Source organism: Aeromicrobium sp. EU05-FHT14F07 (genome assembly GCF_058790455.1).
This window is the reverse complement of the sequence record NZ_JBYTCR010000001.1, coordinates 220,487-236,252: the sequence shown is the minus strand read 5'-3', so window position 1 is coordinate 236,252 and position 15,766 is coordinate 220,487. Positions and strand designations below refer to the sequence as shown.

Annotated in this window: 17 protein-coding genes and 1 tRNA gene; 11 read left to right on the top strand and 7 right to left on the bottom strand. The window is 74.2% G+C overall.

The genetic code is table 11. From position 1 onward, the window contains the following. The first annotated feature begins 10 nt into the window (after positions 1-10). From AC3WRM_RS01215 to arfB, 6 genes are all read left to right on the top strand, one after another. Entirely contained in the window at positions 11-1,804 is a 1,794-nt protein-coding gene (locus AC3WRM_RS01215) for a sigma-70 family RNA polymerase sigma factor (RefSeq protein WP_492246754.1), read from the top strand. Between the two features lie 111 nt (positions 1,805-1,915). Then, positions 1,916-2,401 carry a DoxX family protein gene (locus AC3WRM_RS01210; RefSeq protein ID WP_067856151.1) on the top strand — a complete coding sequence of 162 codons (486 nt, stop codon included), beginning with the start codon at positions 1,916-1,918 and terminating at the stop codon, positions 2,399-2,401. 64 nt (positions 2,402-2,465) lie between these two features. Then, positions 2,466-3,743 carry a 3-phosphoshikimate 1-carboxyvinyltransferase gene (gene aroA / locus AC3WRM_RS01205; RefSeq protein ID WP_492247075.1) on the top strand — a complete coding sequence of 426 codons (1,278 nt, stop codon included), beginning with the start codon at positions 2,466-2,468 and terminating at the stop codon, positions 3,741-3,743. After that, positions 3,740-4,762, top strand: a complete 1,023-nt coding sequence (rsgA, locus tag AC3WRM_RS01200) for a ribosome small subunit-dependent GTPase A (RefSeq protein ID WP_492246755.1) — start codon at positions 3,740-3,742, stop codon at positions 4,760-4,762. The genes aroA and rsgA overlap by 4 nt, the downstream gene beginning before the upstream one ends. 190 nt (positions 4,763-4,952) lie before the next feature. After that, positions 4,953-5,906, top strand: a complete 954-nt coding sequence (locus tag AC3WRM_RS01195; RefSeq protein WP_492246756.1) for an inositol monophosphatase family protein — start codon at positions 4,953-4,955, stop codon at positions 5,904-5,906. 20 nt (positions 5,907-5,926) lie between these two features. Next, positions 5,927-6,346: an alternative ribosome rescue aminoacyl-tRNA hydrolase ArfB gene (gene arfB, locus AC3WRM_RS01190; protein WP_492246757.1), complete on the top strand. Its 420-nt coding sequence runs from the start codon at positions 5,927-5,929 to the stop codon at positions 6,344-6,346. Positions 6,347-6,354: 8 nt separating this feature from the next. Here the strand turns inward: arfB and AC3WRM_RS01185 are convergent, their stop codons facing one another. Together AC3WRM_RS01185 and AC3WRM_RS01180 are read right to left on the bottom strand one after the other, a co-directional pair. Continuing rightward, a complete protein-coding gene (locus AC3WRM_RS01185) occupies positions 6,355-6,633 on the bottom strand; it encodes a hypothetical protein (protein ID WP_492246758.1) in 279 nt (92 codons plus the stop codon). A 73-nt stretch (positions 6,634-6,706) separates the two neighbouring features. Next, complete coding sequence (locus AC3WRM_RS01180) at positions 6,707-7,945, bottom strand: Fic family protein (protein ID WP_492246759.1); 1,239 nt, start codon at positions 7,943-7,945, stop codon at positions 6,707-6,709. A 162-nt stretch (positions 7,946-8,107) separates the two neighbouring features. On the opposite strand from AC3WRM_RS01180, the gene AC3WRM_RS01175 reads away from it, so the two are divergent. Then, positions 8,108-8,395, top strand: a complete 288-nt coding sequence (locus AC3WRM_RS01175) for a hypothetical protein (RefSeq protein WP_067856131.1) — start codon at positions 8,108-8,110, stop codon at positions 8,393-8,395. Positions 8,396-8,507: 112 nt separating this feature from the next. Here AC3WRM_RS01175 and AC3WRM_RS01170 read toward each other — a convergent pair whose 3' ends face one another. Beyond that, positions 8,508-9,518 (bottom strand): NAD(P)H-dependent flavin oxidoreductase, encoded by a 1,011-nt coding sequence (locus AC3WRM_RS01170; protein WP_492246760.1) that lies wholly within the window; start codon positions 9,516-9,518, stop codon positions 8,508-8,510. 155 nt (positions 9,519-9,673) lie between these two features. On the opposite strand from AC3WRM_RS01170, the gene AC3WRM_RS01165 reads away from it, so the two are divergent. From AC3WRM_RS01165 to AC3WRM_RS01150, 4 genes are all read left to right on the top strand, one after another. Continuing rightward, positions 9,674-10,075 (top strand): nuclear transport factor 2 family protein, encoded by a 402-nt coding sequence (locus AC3WRM_RS01165; RefSeq protein WP_492246761.1) that lies wholly within the window; start codon positions 9,674-9,676, stop codon positions 10,073-10,075. A 132-nt stretch (positions 10,076-10,207) separates the two neighbouring features. Further along, positions 10,208-10,801: a TetR/AcrR family transcriptional regulator gene (locus AC3WRM_RS01160; protein WP_492246762.1), complete on the top strand. Its 594-nt coding sequence runs from the start codon at positions 10,208-10,210 to the stop codon at positions 10,799-10,801. 25 nt (positions 10,802-10,826) lie between these two features. After that, the gene (locus tag AC3WRM_RS01155) at positions 10,827-11,777 is read left to right on the top strand and encodes a hypothetical protein (RefSeq protein ID WP_492246763.1); all 951 of its coding nucleotides are present in this window, start codon (positions 10,827-10,829) and stop codon (positions 11,775-11,777) included. Positions 11,778-11,857: 80 nt separating this feature from the next. Next, positions 11,858-13,393: an acyl-CoA carboxylase subunit beta gene (locus AC3WRM_RS01150; protein ID WP_492246764.1), complete on the top strand. Its 1,536-nt coding sequence runs from the start codon at positions 11,858-11,860 to the stop codon at positions 13,391-13,393. A gap of 118 nt (positions 13,394-13,511) precedes the next feature. Here AC3WRM_RS01150 and AC3WRM_RS01145 read toward each other — a convergent pair whose 3' ends face one another. From AC3WRM_RS01145 to AC3WRM_RS01130, 4 genes are all read right to left on the bottom strand, one after another. After that, the gene (locus AC3WRM_RS01145; RefSeq protein ID WP_492246765.1) at positions 13,512-14,750 is read right to left on the bottom strand and encodes an RtcB family protein; all 1,239 of its coding nucleotides are present in this window, start codon (positions 14,748-14,750) and stop codon (positions 13,512-13,514) included. A gap of 53 nt (positions 14,751-14,803) precedes the next feature. After that, a tRNA-Arg gene (locus AC3WRM_RS01140) sits at positions 14,804-14,882 on the bottom strand. Between the two features lie 30 nt (positions 14,883-14,912). Further along, the gene (locus AC3WRM_RS01135; RefSeq protein WP_492246766.1) at positions 14,913-15,290 is read right to left on the bottom strand and encodes a WhiB family transcriptional regulator; all 378 of its coding nucleotides are present in this window, start codon (positions 15,288-15,290) and stop codon (positions 14,913-14,915) included. A 163-nt stretch (positions 15,291-15,453) separates the two neighbouring features. After that, entirely contained in the window at positions 15,454-15,606 is a 153-nt protein-coding gene (locus AC3WRM_RS01130; RefSeq protein ID WP_492246767.1) for a hypothetical protein, read from the bottom strand. Positions 15,607-15,766: the final 160 nt, after the last annotated feature.

The window sequence follows — 15,766 nt, the reverse complement described above, 5'->3', positions numbered from 1 at the left end:
GGAGACGATCGTGCGGGACGCGCAGGCCACGACGCTGGACAGCAGCGACGCGGAGCTCATCCGCGCCGTGCGCGCCGGTGACACGAGCGCCTACGCCATCCTCTTCCAGCGCCACGTGCAGGCGGCGACCCGCCTCGCCCGCCAGCTCCTCACGACCGGCGAGGCCGACGACCTCGTCTCCGAGGCCTTCCTCAAGGTCCTGGCGGTGCTGCAGGACGGCCGCGGCCCCGACGAGGCGTTCCGCGCATACCTGCTCACCTCCGTGCGGCGCCTGCACGTCGACCGGATCCGTGCGACCACCCGCACCCGTCCGACCGACGACGACGCCGTCCTCGACCGCGGGGTGCCGTTCGAGGACGCGGTGAGCATCGCGTTCGAGAACGACGCGGCGGCCCGCGCGTTCACGTCCCTCCCCGAGCGGTGGCAGCTCGTCCTCTGGCACGTCGAGGTCGAGGGCCAGAAGCCCGCTGCCGTCGCCCCGCTGCTCGGCATGAGTCCCAACGCCGTCTCCGCCCTGGCCTACCGCGCCCGCGAGGGCCTGCGCGCCGCCTACCTGGAGAGCCACGCGGCCACGACGACCGACGACGCCTGCCGCCGGGTCACCCCTCTGCTCGGCGGGTACGTCCGGCAGACGCTGTCGCCGCGCGACACGGCGAAGGTCGACGAGCACCTCGACGGCTGCCGGCGGTGCACCGGGGTCCACCTCGAGCTCGTCGAGGTCAACCAGAACCTGCGCGGGCTCCTCGCCCCCGCCGTCCTGGGGCCGGCTGCCGCCGGCTACCTGGGGGCGACCGGCGTCGCGGCCACCGCGATCGCGGGCGCCGGGAGCCTGGCAGCGGGCAGCGCGATGGCCTCGGCGGGGTCGGCCGCGGCAAGCGGCACGGCGGCCAGCGGCGTGGCAGCGGGCGGCGGGTTCGTGGCCGCCGGCGGCTACGCGGGCGCGTCCATGCTGACGTCGGCGGTCGTCGCCCAGGTCGCGCGCGTGGCCCTGGTCCCCGCCCAGGCCGCCGCGGCGACCGCCGCCACCGTCGGCACGCCCGCGGTCGTCGCCACGACGGTGGTCACCGGAGCACTCACCACCGGGGTCGTGGTCGGCGGCGCCGACCTCGTGCGGCCCGACCAGCCCTCGGTCGTGGCGTCGGCCTCACCCACCCCGACGCCCTCGCCCGAGCCGGGCACCGCCCCGCCCGTGGTCGCCGCCCCGACGCCGGAGCCGTCGCAGGACACGGCACCGTCGGACCCCGCTCCCGCCGAGGAGCCGACCACCGCACCCACCCCGGCACCGACCACCGGGACCGAGGGGGCCGAGCCGACGCCCGACCCCGAGTCGACGGCCGGTGCCACCCCGGCCCCCGGCGGGACGGCGGGGCCCGAGCCGTCGCCGACCCCCAGCGCCGAGCCGACACCCACCCCACCGCCGGTCACGCCCACCGACTTCGGCCTCGGGACGCCTTCGGTGACGAACGACAGCACCTACCTGCAACGGCGGATCATCGTGCCGATCACCGCCGACGGCGGCAGCAACCTCGTGGCACGCACCGTCACGATCTCCATCGCCTTCGACCGCTCCGCGACCTTCCGGGGCGTGCCGGGGGGCGGCTGGACGTGCGACGCGTCGCGCAACGACCGGATCACCGCACTCAGCTGCAGCCGGCTCATGCCCGCCGGCCAGGGGGGCAGCTTCCCCTTCAAGGTGGCAGGCGCGGCCCCGGCCGGCACGATCCGCATCAGCGCCCCCGAGGACCCGCGGTCGGACAACGACACGGTCCGCTTCAGCTCGGGCAGCTGGATCCTCCCCCTCTGACCCGTCGCTCCCGCGCTGAGTCACGCTGGGTCACCGTGCACCTTTGCGCTGTCTCACCGTGCGCCTCCGCGCTGGCGTTGTGGAACCTGGCGACGTTGGCATGATGGGTCCATGACCGTCCTGCGCACGCTCGCCCGTCCTCTGCTCGCGTCGATGTTCGTCTACGGGGGTGTGAACGCCCTGCGCCACGCGTCGGCCATGGGGCCCAAGGCGGAGCCCGTCGCCGACGCGCTCGGACGCACCGCGCCCCAGCTCCAGACGTCGCCGACGAACCTCGTCCGCGTGAACGGCGCCGTGCACGTCGTCGCGGGCGCGGCACTCGCGACCGGGCACTTCCCCCGGCTCTCCGCGGCCGTGCTCGCCGGCACCCTCGTCCCGACCACCGCGGTGGGCCACCCGTTCTGGAACGAGTCCGACCCGGCGTCGCGCCAGAACCAGACCATCCACTTCCTCAAGAACGTCTCGCTCATCGGCGGTCTGCTCATGAGCACGCTCGACCCCGACCCGCACAAGAAGTTCATCGGCACCCGCGCCAAGAACAAGGTCGTCGACGCGGCCGACGCCGTCGCGGAGCGGATCGACGACCTGCGTCCGTGAGTGCGCCCGACGCCGCCGCCGCGCGCTGCGGCGGCACGCGTCGGCACCACTAGAGTGGCGCGTGATGAACGCCCCGCTGCCCTGGCTCGCCCCCACCCGTGACACGCCCGTCGACGCGCAGGTCCTCGTGCCCGGCTCCAAGTCGCTGACCAACCGCGCCCTCGTGCTGGCGGCGCTCGCCGACGGCCCGTCGACGGTGTCGCGCCCGCTCGGCTCCCGCGACACGCAGCTGATGGCAGCAGCCCTGACGTCGCTCGGCGCCCGGGTCGAGAAGGACGGCATGACCTGGCGCGTCACACCGGTCGACCGCACCAGCACCGCCCCCGCCGCGGTCGACTGCGGACTGGCCGGCACCGTCATGCGCTTCGTGCCGCCGCTCGCCGCGCTGGGCTCCGCGCCCGTGACCTTCGACGGCGACCCGCACGCGCGGCGTCGTCCGATGGGGCAGACGATCGCCACCCTCCGCGCGCTCGGCGTCGACGTGGACGACGAGGGCCGGGGCGCGCTCCCGTTCGTCGTGCGCGGCACCGGCGTGGTCGAGGGCGGCCCGTTGGAGGTCGACGCGTCGGCGTCCAGCCAGTTCGTGTCCGCGCTGCTCCTCGCCGCGCCCGCCTTCGCGCGCGGGCTCGACCTGCGCCACGTCGGCGCGGCCCTCCCCTCGCTGCCGCACGTCGAGATGACCGTGCACGAGCTGCGCCGGCGCGGCGTCGAGGTCGACGACACCACGCCGGACCGGTGGGTGGTGTCACCCGGGCCGGTCCGCGCCCTCGACGTCGAGATCGAGCCCGACCTCTCCAACGCGGGTGTCTTCGTGGCCGCCGCCGTCGCCACCGGTGGGCGCATGCGGGTCCGTGGCTGGCCCGAGCGGACCCAGCAGGCCGGCGATGCGTGGCGCTGGCTCGTGGAGGCGTTCGGCGGTGGCGTCGAGCGCGACGGCGCCGACCTCGTCTTCCAGGGTGGCTCCAGCATCCAGGGCGTCGACCTCGACCTGCACGACGTCGGCGAGCTGACGCCCGTGGTGGCGGCGCTCGCAGCCCTCGCCGACGGCCCGTCGCGGCTGCGGGGGGTCGCGCACCTGCGCGGTCACGAGACCGACCGGCTGGCCGCCCTCGCGACCGAGCTGAACCGGCTGGGCGGCGACGTCACCGAGACCGAGGACGGCCTCGAGATCCGCCCGCGTCCCCTGCACGGTGCGATCTTCGAGACCTACGACGACCACCGCATGGCGCACGCCGCCGTGGTGCTCGCCCTGCGCGTGCCGGAGCTGTTCGTGGAGAACGTCTCGACCACGGTCAAGACCTACCCGAACTTCGCGCCGGTCTGGGAGCGGCTGGTCGCGTGAGGCAGGACGACGAGCACGCCGCGTTCGACCGACCGCGTCGTCGCACGCGTCCTCGCACGAAGGACCGCCCGTCGTACGACGACGCCCCCGTGGCACGCGTCGTCACGATCGACCGCGGCCGGTACACGCTGCGCCTCCTCGACACCACCCCCGAGGACCCGCTCGTCACCGCGATGAAGTCGCGGCCGCTGGGTCGTCAGGGGGTCGTGGTCGGCGACGAGGTGCGGGTCGTGGGCGACGTCAGCGGCGACACCGGCACGCTGGCCCGGATCGTCGAGGTGCTCCCCCGCCGCACCGTGCTGCGCCGCACCGCCGACGACGACGACCCGATCGAGCGCGTCGTCGTCGCCAACGCCGACCAGCTGGTCGTGGTGACGGCGCTGGCCGACCCGCCGCCGCGTCCCGGGCTCATCGACCGCTGTCTCGTCGCCGCGTTCGAGGCCGGCATGGAGCCGCTCGTGTGCCTCACGAAGTCCGACCTCGGACCCGCCGACGGCATCCTCGACCTGCTCCGGCCGCTCGACGTCCGCGCGGTCGTCACCCGCCGCGGCGAGGACGGGCTCGAGAACCTCGACGAGCTGCGCGACGCGATCGCCGGCCGGGTCAGCGTCTTCATCGGGCACAGCGGCGTCGGCAAGTCGACGCTGGTCAACGCGCTGGTGCCCGGCACGGGCCGCGCGGTGAGCCACGTGAACGAGGTGACCGGCCGCGGCCGGCACACGTCGACGTCGGCGCTCGCGATCGAGCTCGACGACGCCTCGACCGGCGGGCGGGGTGGATGGATCATCGACACACCGGGCTTCCGCTCGTTCGGGCTCGCGCACGTGGAGGTCGACGACGTGCTGCGGGCGTTCCCGGACCTCGCCGACGCGAGCCGCGACTGCCCCCGGGGCTGCACCCACGCCGCCACGGAGCCGGAGTGCGCGCTCGACACGGCGGCCGCCGAGGGCGAGGTGCCCGTGGCGCGGGTGGAGTCGTTCCGCCGCATCGTCGCGGCGAAGGACACCACCAGCTGGTAGACGGCGTCCGGCCTGCCTCACTCGGCGAGGGCGAGCGGCGACGGGCCCGTCGACACGACCACGCGGGCCAGGAGGAGCAGGTGCGCCCCGCGGGCGGTCGTCCGCTCCACCGTCGCCACGGCAGTGCCACCCGGCCGCCGGCACGCGTGGCCGCGTCGGGCACGTCGGGCGTCGCCGTTACCCTGCGAGCATGACGCACTCCTGGAACGACGACGTGCGGCTCGCCCACGTGCTGGCCGACACCGCCGACAACCTGTCGATGGACCGGTTCGGCGCGATCGACCTCGAGGTGTCCACGAAGCCCGACATGAGCTACGTGACCGAGTCCGACCAGGCGGTCGAGGCGGCCATCCGTCGTGTGCTGAAGTCGGCGCGCACCCGTGACGTCGTCCTCGGCGAGGAGCAGGGCGAGGAGCTCGGCTCCACCGGGTCACACGAGCGCCGGTGGATCATCGACCCGATCGACGGCACGTCCAACTTCGTGCGCGGGGTGCCGGTCTGGGCCACGCTCGTGGCGCTGGAGGAGGACGGGGAGATCGTCGCCGGACTCGTCTCCGCCCCCGCGCTCGGCCGGCGCTGGTGGGCCTCGAAGGGCGCGGGCGCCTACACCGGCAAGTCGTTCATGCACGCCCGGCCGATCCGCTGCTCGCAGGTCTCCGACCTCTCCGCCGCGTCGCTGTCGTTCAGCTCGGCGCCCTCCTGGGAGCAGATCGACAAGGCCGACGCCTTCTGGGCGCTCGCCCGCCGCTGCTGGCGCACGCGCGCGTACGGCGACTTCTGGTCCTACATGCTCGTCGCCGAGGGGGCCGTCGACATCGCCGCGGAGCCCGAGCTGAAGCTCTGGGACATGGCCGCCCTCGACGTCATCGTCCGCGAGGCGGGCGGTCGGTTCACGGCCCTCGACGGCACCGACGGGCCGTGGGGCGCGAACGCCGTCGCCACGAACGGTCGCCTGCACGACGCGGCGATGGCCTACCTCGGGCACTTCCCCGACGACGGCGCGGACGACGGTGACGACGGCGCTCACGACGATGACGACGCCGAAGACCCGACCGACGGTCCCACCGCGGGCCGGTCGTCGTCGGGCGGGACGGTGAGCCGGATCGACTTCTCGCGCTCCCGCGGTGGTTCCGATGCGACCTGATCGGCCCGGGCGCGACCGCCGTGGCTGACGACCGGCTCCGCATCCCCGACGACGAGCTGACCTGGAGGTTCAGCCGGTCGTCGGGCCCCGGCGGTCAGCACGTCAACACCAGCGACACCCGTGTCGAGGTGACGTGGGACCTGCGTCGCTCGCAGGTGCTCTCGGACGCGCAGCGCGCGCTCGCCGAGGAGCGGCTGCGGACCCGTCTGGTCGACGGGACCCTCACCCTCGCCTCCTCGCAGTACCGCTCGCAGCACCGCAACCGCGAGGCCGTCCGCGTGCGGCTCGAGCAGCTCGTCGCCGTCGCCGTGGTCCCACCGCGACCTCGGCGGGCCACCCGCCCCACCCGCGCCTCCCAGCGCCGTCGGGTCGACGCGAAGAAGCGTCGCGGCGACGTCAAGCGGACGCGGCGACGCCCTGGTCTGGGCGACGCCGGCTGATCGGACCGTCAGTCCGGTCGGTCGTGGTCGCCCTGCTCGTCGCCACCCGCGCCGGGCGCCGTCTGCGTCTCGTCGTCCGACCCGCCGGTCTCGGTCTCGCCGCGGTGGGGGTCGGCACCGTCGACCTCGGCCGTGCCCTCGGGCTGCTCCGCCAGCGGCGGTGCCGGGACGTCGGGCGAGAGGCTCGGCCCCGCGTCCTCCGGCACGTCGGGCCCCGGCGGGTCGTTCGGCACGCCCGGGTCGGCGGCGTCGACCTCCTGGCCGGGCTGGTGGGGCTGCTCGCTCATGCTGTCCTCCGTCGCGTCGGGTGGGCCTCCTGACCATCCTGGCCCCGCACGCTGCCCGGCGCGACCGCGGAGGTCAGCCGTCCCGCAGCCGACTGACAGCGACGATGCGCTGGTCGAGGTCCGCCAGCTCGTCGAGGATGTCGCGGGCCGCCCACACCCGGTCCTCCCACCGTGCACGTCGACGGTCGCCGAGACCACGGGGGGCCGGCTCGAGGATCTGCACGGCGTGCAGGGCATCCACGGCGGCACCGACCTCGTCGCGCTCGAGACCCAGGGAGTCCGCCAGACCCGAGACCGTCACCGTCGGGTGCTCCGGCAGCGCGATCAGCACGCGGTGCACCGGCGAGCCACGTCGGACGGGACCCAGCCGGGCGTCCCAGTCGGTGCGGATCTCGTGCAGGTGCGTGGCCGTGCGGCGGCTCTCGTGCGTCGCGACGATGACGGCGGCGGTGAGCATGGCCACGATCGGGCGGGCCAGGCCCTCCCGGTAGTCGCCGAGTGCGTCGAAGTAGCTCTCGCGGTGGGCGACGAGGGCCGAGGCGAGCGGCACCGTGAGGTGACGGGTGACGCGTCGGCGACGCAGCACCGCGTGCACGAGCGTGCGTCCGATCCGGCCGTTCCCGTCGACGAAGGGGTGGATCGACTCGAACTGGGCGTGCACGACGGCGGCCTGGACCAGCACGGGCACGTCGTCGCGGTTGGCGAAGGCCACGAGGTCCTCGAGCAGGCCCGGCACCAGGTCGGGCGGCGGAGGGACGTACAGCGCGTTGCGCGGCGTGAAGTCCGATCCCCCGATCCAGTTCTGGACCGTGCGGAACCGTCCGGCGTGGTGCTGCTGGTCGGCGTTGCGACGGAACAGCACCGTGTGGGCGTCGCGCAGGGACGTCAGCCCGATGACGCCGCTGACGTCGGCCTGGGTCACGACGTCGGCGAGGGCGTCGGTGGCGGCCGCCATCGAGACCGCCGACGCGCTGGAGCGGGCACCCAGCACGGCGCGACCGTAGTCGACGAGACTCGCCTCGACGTCCTCGATCTTCGAGGAGGCGACGGACTCGGTGCGCAGCAGGAGCTGGTTGAGCGAGCGCAGACGACGTCCGTGGCTGCCGTCGAGCTGGCGCAGCCCGGCCAGCGCGTTCGCCATCGACGCGGCGAGCGGACGGTCGGCGAGGTGGTGTGCCTCCGCGATGCGCGGGGGCACCCGGACCTCGATGCTGCGCAGGAGCCGGTCCGCACGGGGTCCGCGCTCGACCTGCTGGCGCCACGGCACCTCGACGCGGGCGTGGGGCGCCCAGTCCCGCTCCGCCTCGTCCACGGCCCCATTCTCCCGGTCGTGGCGCGGGAGGCCGTCCGAGGGTCGTCGCACGGACGGAGTGAAGCAGTTCGCATCGAAGTTGTTCAGCTCGACATGCGGCTGAACAACTTGTGCCCTAGATTGGGAGTCGCCCCCACTTCCCCTGCGCGACAGGAGCCGGACATGTCGACCTTCCCCACGCCCACCGTCACGTTCCACGCCGTGCGCGACGCCGCCACCGTGCGCGCCGTCGTGGAGGCGATCGGCGCCCTCGGACGCCCCGGGCTGCGCGCGCTGGGCACCAGCACGGGTCACGGCGACGTCGTGGCCATCGAGGCCGACAACGTGGGCGACGCGTTCCGCGGCAGTGGCATCGTCCGGCTCATCGACCCCCGCTCACGGCGCCTCGACCACGCTCAGCCGGAGCGCCAGCGCGGCGCCCTGGCGCAGCAGGACCGCGTCGCAGGCTGACCCGAGCGACACGAGAGCCCTGGCACGCACCAGCGCCGCCACGGACCCGACGGCCGTGGCGGCGTTGCTGTCTGGCGCGGGCCCAGTCAGACGGCCCAGTCAGGCGGCCCAGTCAGGCGTGTGCGGGCGCCAGGCTGAGCTCGCGCTGCCCGTCCCAGATCGGCGCAGCGAGGGCCTCGTCGTACTCGGCGCGCAGCTGCGCGACCAGCTCGGCGACCGAACGACGCTGGTCGATGGCGCCGACACCCTGGCCAGAGCCCCAGATGTCGCGCCAGGCCTTCGCCTTCGGCTGGGCGTCGTCGCCACCGGTGCCGAAGTCCATCGCCGTGGGGTCGGACTCCGGCAGCGCGTCGGGGTCGAGACCGGCCGCGACGATGCTGCCGCGCAGGTAGTTGCCGTGCACGCCCGTGAAGAGGTTGCTGTAGACGATGTCGGCGGCCGACGACGAGACGATCATGTCCTTGTACTCCTCGGCGGCGTTCGCCTCGTGCGTCGAGAGGAAGGCGCTGCCGACGTAGGCGAGGTCGGCGCCGGCGACCTGGGCGGCCAGGACCGAACGACCGTGCGCGATGGCCCCCGAGAGCAGCACGGGACCGTCGAACCAGCGACGGATCTCCCGCACCAGGGCGAACGGCGACTGCGTGCCCGCGTGGCCTCCGGCTCCCGCGGCCACTGCGATGAGCCCGTCAGCACCCTTCTCGATCGCCTTGTGCGCGAAGCGGTCGTTGATGACGTCGTGCAGGACGATGCCCCCGTAGGAGTGGACGGCCTCGTTGACGTCCTCCCGCGCGCCGAGCGAGGTGATGACGATCGGCACCTGGTGGTCGACGCAGAGCTGGAGGTCGTGCTCGAGCCGGTCATTGGACCGGTGGACGATCTGGTTCACGGCGAACGGGGCCACGGGGCGGTCGGGGTTCGCGGCGGCGAACGACGCGTTCTGCTCGGTGATCTGGCTGAGCCAGTCGGTCAGCAGCGACGCCGGGCGAGCGTTGAGGGCGGGGAACGAGCCGACGATGCCGGACGTGCACTGGGCCACCACCATCTCGGGCCCGGAGACGATGAACATCGGCGACGCGACGACGGGCAGGCTGAGCGGACGGCGCAGGATCTCGGGCAGGGCCACGGGGGTCTCCTCGGGACTCGGCGGGTGGGCACGACGACCCGCCCCGCTAGCGAACTATGCAACTGATTGCATACAGTGAGACCACCCTAGCGGGGGCTGCACTCTGCGGCACCCTCGCGTGACGCAGCCCACATCCGAGGCAGTTGAGGAGCACGATGAGCCCGTCCCCCGTCCGTCCCGCCGCCGTCGACGCCTGGCACGAGGTCGTGCGCACGGGCGACCTCGAGCAGCTCCACGCCCTGCTCGCCGACGCGGTCGTCTTCCGCTCCCCCGCCGTCCACACCCCGCAGGAGGGGAGGGCGACGACGACGCTCTACCTCCGCGCCGCGCTCGAGGTCCTCCGGCCGCACCTGACGTACCACCGACAGCTCTGGGACGACGAGTCCGCGGTGCTGGAGTTCACGACGGAGGTGGGCGGCAAGCAGGTGCACGGCGTCGACATGCTGCGCTGGGGCGCGGACGACCGGCTCGTCGAGTTCACCGTCATGGTCCGACCGCTCCAGGGCCTCACCGCGCTCGTCGAGGAGATGGGCGCGGCCCTGCGCCGACTGGCCTGACGCGCGGCGTCCGGCCGAAGGCCGGGGCCGCCCGAATCGACCACCCGGACCGACCTGCACGATGCTCCCACCGGCCACGTCGGACGCGATGTTGATCTGTGCAGGCACCCTGAGGTCCCTTACGGTGACGCCATGGGACTGCGGGAGGTCAACGCGAGGCGCACCCGTCAGCTGCTCGCCACGACCGCGATGCAGATGTTCGTCGAGCGGGGGTACGAGGCGACGACGCTCGAGGACGTCGCCCAACGGGCCGGTGTCGGCATCTCGACCCTCTACCGCTACTTCCCCACGAAGGAGCAGCTCGGGACCGCGTTCCTCGGCGACCCCGGCCTCATGGCCGACGAGCTCGCCGGGCGGCCCTCCGAGGAGGACACGGGGACGGCCCTGGGGCACGCGCTGGTGGCCCTGCTCGAGCACACCCGGGAGGCCAACCCATACGCCGACCGCTTCCGCGAGCTCGCCGACGCCAACGCGCGGCTGCACGGTCGCCTCCTGGAGTGGCTCTCGGAGGCGTACGAGCAGCTGTGCATCGCGCTGGCCGCGCGGCGTGGGGTCGCGGCCGACGACGTGGGCGTCGCCGCCACGGCGTGGATGGCCGTCTTCGTGCTGAAGCAGGTCGACGAACGGCGCGGCGAGGAGGACGGTCCGACGCTCGCCCGCCGCGTCATGACCAGCCTCGCCGCAGCCCCGCTGCGCACCCCGCAGCCGCCCGCGGGCCCGGCCTGACCCCTCGTTTGGCACGATCGACCCCATGAGACCAGGGGACCTCGAGGGCATCCGAGGTCACGCACCGCCGGCCGGAGCGGCTCTGGAGGAGGCAACCGCGCTCGTGCTGCAGCACTGCGACCGCCAGGCGCAGGGCCGCGAGACGGACGCGACCGTGGTCGCCGCCGTCGTGGGCGTCGAACGCGTGGCCGGCATCATCGGCAGCACCGACGCCGACACGCTGCGCCTGGCCGTGCTGGAGGGCCTCGAGCACGACGTCGACGCCTCACCCGGCGAGGTGGCCCGCGTCGTGCTCGACCTGGTGCGCACCATCGGTCTCGCGCTCCCCCGTCGCACGGGCGCGTGGCCGGCCGACGCGACGGTGCTCAACCCCGAGACCGGCGGGCACGCGATCGCTACGGACCTGTCCCTGCTGCGCGCGGCGATCCGCGCGGCACGGACGTCGTACGAGGGTCTGCCGTACTACCGCGACCGCTACGGCGACCGCGGGGCGCGCTTCTCGGTGTCGGACTCCAGCTGGATCGTGCACCTCGTCGCCGCACCCGAGGCCGTCGCGGTGCAGCAGGTGTTCTGGCTGGCCGACATGCTCGCGACCCGGGGGATGCCGACCTGGCTGATGGAGCTGCACCTCGACGCCATGGCCGAGGAGCTGACGTCGACCGGCCTGCCGAGCGGAGCGCTGCCGCACGCGGTGGCCGCGCTCGCCGCGCGTCGGCGGCCGCACGTGCCCGACGCCGCGCTCGATAGCGCCGAGACCCTCGTCGCCGAACGCGTGACGGCGCCACCGACGGCGCCGGTCGGGCGGCTCCTGGCCGCCGCGGCCGCCGACGTCCGCTCGGGCGCCGCCCGCAGCGGAGCCCCGCTCGTCGACTGGGTCGCCGACCCCGTCCGCACCAGCGCGGAGGACGCCGCGGTGCTGCGCGGGCTGCACGACCACCTCTCCCGGCACGGCGCGACCGGCTCGGGCCCTCACTGACCCGTCCCGACCCACCCACCGCGTCTGACCCACTGCGCCTGACCCACCCCACCTGACCCGCCGTGCGGCAGGATCGCCGGGTGGACATCCGACCCGAGCTGCTCGAGCTCCTCGCCCGTCGCGCCCTCACCGAGGACGCCGCCCGGCCCGACGCCGTGGCACGCCTGCACCGACGCGGGGGCCGCACGGCGCGCGAGAACGTCGCGGCCCTGGTGGACCCCGGCAGCCTCGTCGAGTACGGCCGGTTCGTGACCGCGGCGCAGACCGACCGCCGCGACGACGACGACCTGCTCGACCGCACGGTGGCCGACGGGATCGTCGGTGGTCTCGCCACGATCGACGGCCACGCGTGTGCCGTCCTGTCGTACGACTACCTGGTGATGGCGGGGACCCAGGGCATGCGCGGGCACGCCAAGACCGACCGGCTGCTGGACGTCGTGGCCCGGCTGGGTCTGCCGACCGTGTTCTTCGCCGCGGGCGGCGGAGGTCGCCCGGGCGACACCGACATCCCGCTCGCGTCAGCGCTCGACGTGCCGACGTTCGCGGCGTGGGCGCGGTTGTCGGGGCGGGTCCCGCGCGTGGCGGTCGTGGACGACAACTGCTTCGCGGGCAACGCGGTGGTGGCCGGGACGGCCGACCTGGTGGTCGCGACCTCGCGGGCGTCGCTCGGCATGGGCGGTCCGGCGATGATCGCGGGCGGTGGCCTGGGCGACGTCGACCCGGCCGCCGTCGGTCCGATCGACGTGATGACCGCCAACGGCGTCGTCGACGTGGTGGCCGAGGACGACGAGGCACCGCAGGTGGCACGGGAGCTGATCGGCTACTTCCTCGGTCGACACGACGACTGGTCCGCCGCCGACCAGACGGTGCTGCGCGACCTGGTCCCGGCCGGCGAGCGCCGCGCCTACGACCCGCTGCCGGTGCTGGAGACGGTGTTCGACGAGGGGACCGTGCTGCCCCTGCGCCCCACGTTCGCGCCGGAGCTCGTGACGGCGCTGGCCCGGCTCGAGGGCCGGACGGTCGGCGTGCTGGCGAACGACTCACGGCACGTGGCCGGCGCGATCACCGCCGACGCGGGCGACAAGGCGGCCCGCTTCCTGCAGCTCTGCGACGCACACGGGTTCCCCGTGGTCTCGTTCGTGGACACCCCCGGCATGATGGTCGGCCCGGACGCCGAGCGCACCGCGATGGTGCGGCACTGCGCGCGGCTGCTCGTGGCGGGCGCGGCCCTGCAGGTACCGATGGTCGGCGTCGTGCTGCGGCGGGCCTACGGATTAGGTGCGCAGGCGATGCTCGGTGGCAGCCTGCACGAGCCGCTGATGACGGTGGCATGGCCCGGTGCGCACCTCGGCGCGATGGGCCTGGAGGGGGCGGTGCGGCTGTCGATGCGCAAGGAGCTCGAGGCGATCGCCGACGAGGAGGAGCGCGAGCGCGCGGTGCGCGAGCTGACCGCCCTGGCACAGGCCCACGCGTCGGCCCTGAACGTCGCCCGGCACGGCGAGATCGACGACGTGATCGACCCGGCCGAGACGCGCGGGCTGCTCGCCCGGCTGGTGGAGGCCGCCGACCGCGACGGTCGGCTCGTCGGGTCGGGTCGCACCGTCGACACCTGGTGAGCAGGGCCCGGCGGGGGTGCCGGGCCGTGGGCGGCAGACCAGCACAGCCCCGACACCGGGGCCGGTCGGTCCTGCGCCGACCGGCCCCACCTCTCCCCTGTCCGTCAGCCCACCGCCGTCAGCCCTTGACGCAGAGCAGGGTGGTGAGCCGCGCCTCGACCGACACGAGGTCGGTCTGCGCCGCGATGACGGACTCGAGGTCCTTGTACGCCGCCGGGATCTCGTCGACCACGCCGACGTCCTTGCGGCACTCGACACCCGCGGTCTGGGCGACGAGGTCGTCCGCCGTGAATGTCTTGCGGGCCCGGGTGCGCGACATCCTGCGTCCCGCACCGTGCGACGCCGAGCAGTAGGACCGCTCGTTGCCGAGCCCGCGCACCACGTACGACCCGGTGCCCATCGAGCCCGGGATCAGGCCGTAGTCACCGGTGCCGGCGCGGATCGCACCCTTGCGGGTGACCACCAGGTCGACGTCGTCGTACCGCTCCTGCGCCACGTAGTTGTGGTGGCAGGAGATCGCGCGGTCGTACGCCACGTCGCGGCCCCGGGCGGCGAAGAACGTCGTGACGACCTCGCGGACGAGCGCCATCATGACGGCACGGTTGCGTGCCGCGTAGTCCTGCGCCCAGTACAGGTCGCGCAGGTAGGCCTCCATCTGCGGGGTGCCGGCGAGGAAGACGGCAAGGTCGCGGTCGGGCAGGTCCAGGTTGTGGTCCAGGCCCTTCGCGGCCGCGATGTGCCGCTCCGCCAGCTCCTTGCCGATGTTGCGCGACCCCGAGTGCAGCATGAGCCACAGCCGTCCGCCGTCGTCCGACGTCACCTCGATGAAGTGGTTGCCGCCGCCGAGGGAGCCCATCTGCTTCATGGCCTTCGACTCGCGGTCCTGCACCTTCTCGTGCAGCCCACGGAACCCGGCCCAGAAAGCGTCCCAGCCGGCCCCGGCCCCGCCGAGGCCGAGCCGCTCGACGTCGGGTGCGACGTCGTGCGCGTGGAAGCCCACGGGGACGGCCCGCTCGATCGCGTGGCGCAGCGCCCGCAGGTCCTCGGGCAGGTCGTCGGTGGTCAGGTCGGTGCGGACCGCGGTCATGCCGCAGCCGATGTCGACGCCGACGGCCGCCGGCGACACCGCGTCGCGCATGGCGACGACGGAGCCGACGGTGGCACCCTTGCCGAGGTGCACGTCGGGCATGACGCGCAGGCCGTGGACCCACGGCAGGCGCGAGATGGTGCGCAGCTGCGCGAGGGCGGCGTCCTCGACGTCGGCCGGGTCGGCCCACATCAGCGTGTCCGCGACGGCGCCGGGCAGGCGGGTCGGGAACGCCGTGGCGTCGGGCGGGATGGTGGTGGTGGTGGTCATGGTGGGTCGCCTCCTCGGGCGGTCGGTGTGGATGTCGTGGTGGACGTGCGTGCTGGGTCTCCCCGGGAGGGCTCGAACCTCCGACCTCCCGGCTCGCGACCGGGGGCTCTGTCCAGCTGAGCTACGGAGAGAGGGCCGCCCGACGGCGTGGTGCGGACGCCGTCAGGCAGCGGTCTGGGGCGTGGTCCGCGAGCGGCTGCCCCGCGGCCTCCCCCTGGTGGGGACGGAGGCCAACGGGGCGCCGTCGGCGAGCAGCACCCCACCCCAGACACCGCTCTCGGACCTCGCGGTCGCGAGCGCCAGGCAGGTCTCCCGGAAGGTGCACGTCCCGCAGACCGCCTGCGCGGCGAGCAGCTGGCCGTCGTCGCTCGGGAAGAACAGCTCGGGGTCCTGGCCCGCGCACGCCCAGTCGTCCGCGAGGACGCGCGGCGTCGGGTGGGCGAAGGCCGCGACCACGCCGTGCGTGGTCAGGACCGACGCGACCGTGCTCTCGGTGCGCGCCACGGTCCTGGCGCGGGTCCTGCCGTTCTGCGTCTCCATCGGTGGTCACCTCCCGGGTGGGTCGTCGGTTCGTGCTGGGTCGTGGCTGTGCGTGTGGGGTGGAGGGGTTCGGACGGGGTCTGCGACGTCCGGACATGCGAAGGGGCCGCCCCCTCGAGTCGTGCGACTCGCTGGAGCGGCCCCGGGCCGGTGCATGGTGCACCTAGGTCACGGGTCGCTCCGTCGCGGGCAGCTTCTCGCCTCGCGGGTCCTGGTTCCCCTGGGGGGAGACGTCCTGCGGGACCACCGAGGCAGCGTGCATCGCGCGCTCGGCCGAGAGGCCGATCGCTTCGAGGCTGCTGCGATACGTGGTCACGGGTGGGTCTCCTGCTGCGAGGGTGGCGGGTGGCCGGCTGGCGCACCGGGGACCACCGTAGGGGGCGCGACGCGTGGTCGCCAAGTGATTAACCGCGGCGGTGCCGAGGACGGGCCCGACGCACCACGTCCGGTGGGATGCGGGGGGCGCCTCTAGGCTC

Coding starts and splice junctions, on each gene's coding strand:
- AC3WRM_RS01165 (WP_492246761.1), top strand. CDS start 9,674: ATGAGCCCGTCCCCCGTCCGTCCCGCCGCCGTCGACGCCTGGCACGAG.
- AC3WRM_RS01145 (WP_492246765.1), bottom strand. CDS start 14,750: ATGACCACCACCACCACCATCCCGCCCGACGCCACGGCGTTCCCGACC.
- AC3WRM_RS01155 (WP_492246763.1), top strand. CDS start 10,827: ATGAGACCAGGGGACCTCGAGGGCATCCGAGGTCACGCACCGCCGGCC.
- AC3WRM_RS01160 (WP_492246762.1), top strand. CDS start 10,208: ATGGGACTGCGGGAGGTCAACGCGAGGCGCACCCGTCAGCTGCTCGCC.
- AC3WRM_RS01210 (WP_067856151.1), top strand. CDS start 1,916: ATGACCGTCCTGCGCACGCTCGCCCGTCCTCTGCTCGCGTCGATGTTC.
- AC3WRM_RS01135 (WP_492246766.1), bottom strand. CDS start 15,290: ATGGAGACGCAGAACGGCAGGACCCGCGCCAGGACCGTGGCGCGCACC.
- AC3WRM_RS01195 (WP_492246756.1), top strand. CDS start 4,953: ATGACGCACTCCTGGAACGACGACGTGCGGCTCGCCCACGTGCTGGCC.
- AC3WRM_RS01175 (WP_067856131.1), top strand. CDS start 8,108: ATGTCGACCTTCCCCACGCCCACCGTCACGTTCCACGCCGTGCGCGAC.
- AC3WRM_RS01185 (WP_492246758.1), bottom strand. CDS start 6,633: ATGAGCGAGCAGCCCCACCAGCCCGGCCAGGAGGTCGACGCCGCCGAC.
- aroA (WP_492247075.1), top strand. CDS start 2,466: ATGAACGCCCCGCTGCCCTGGCTCGCCCCCACCCGTGACACGCCCGTC.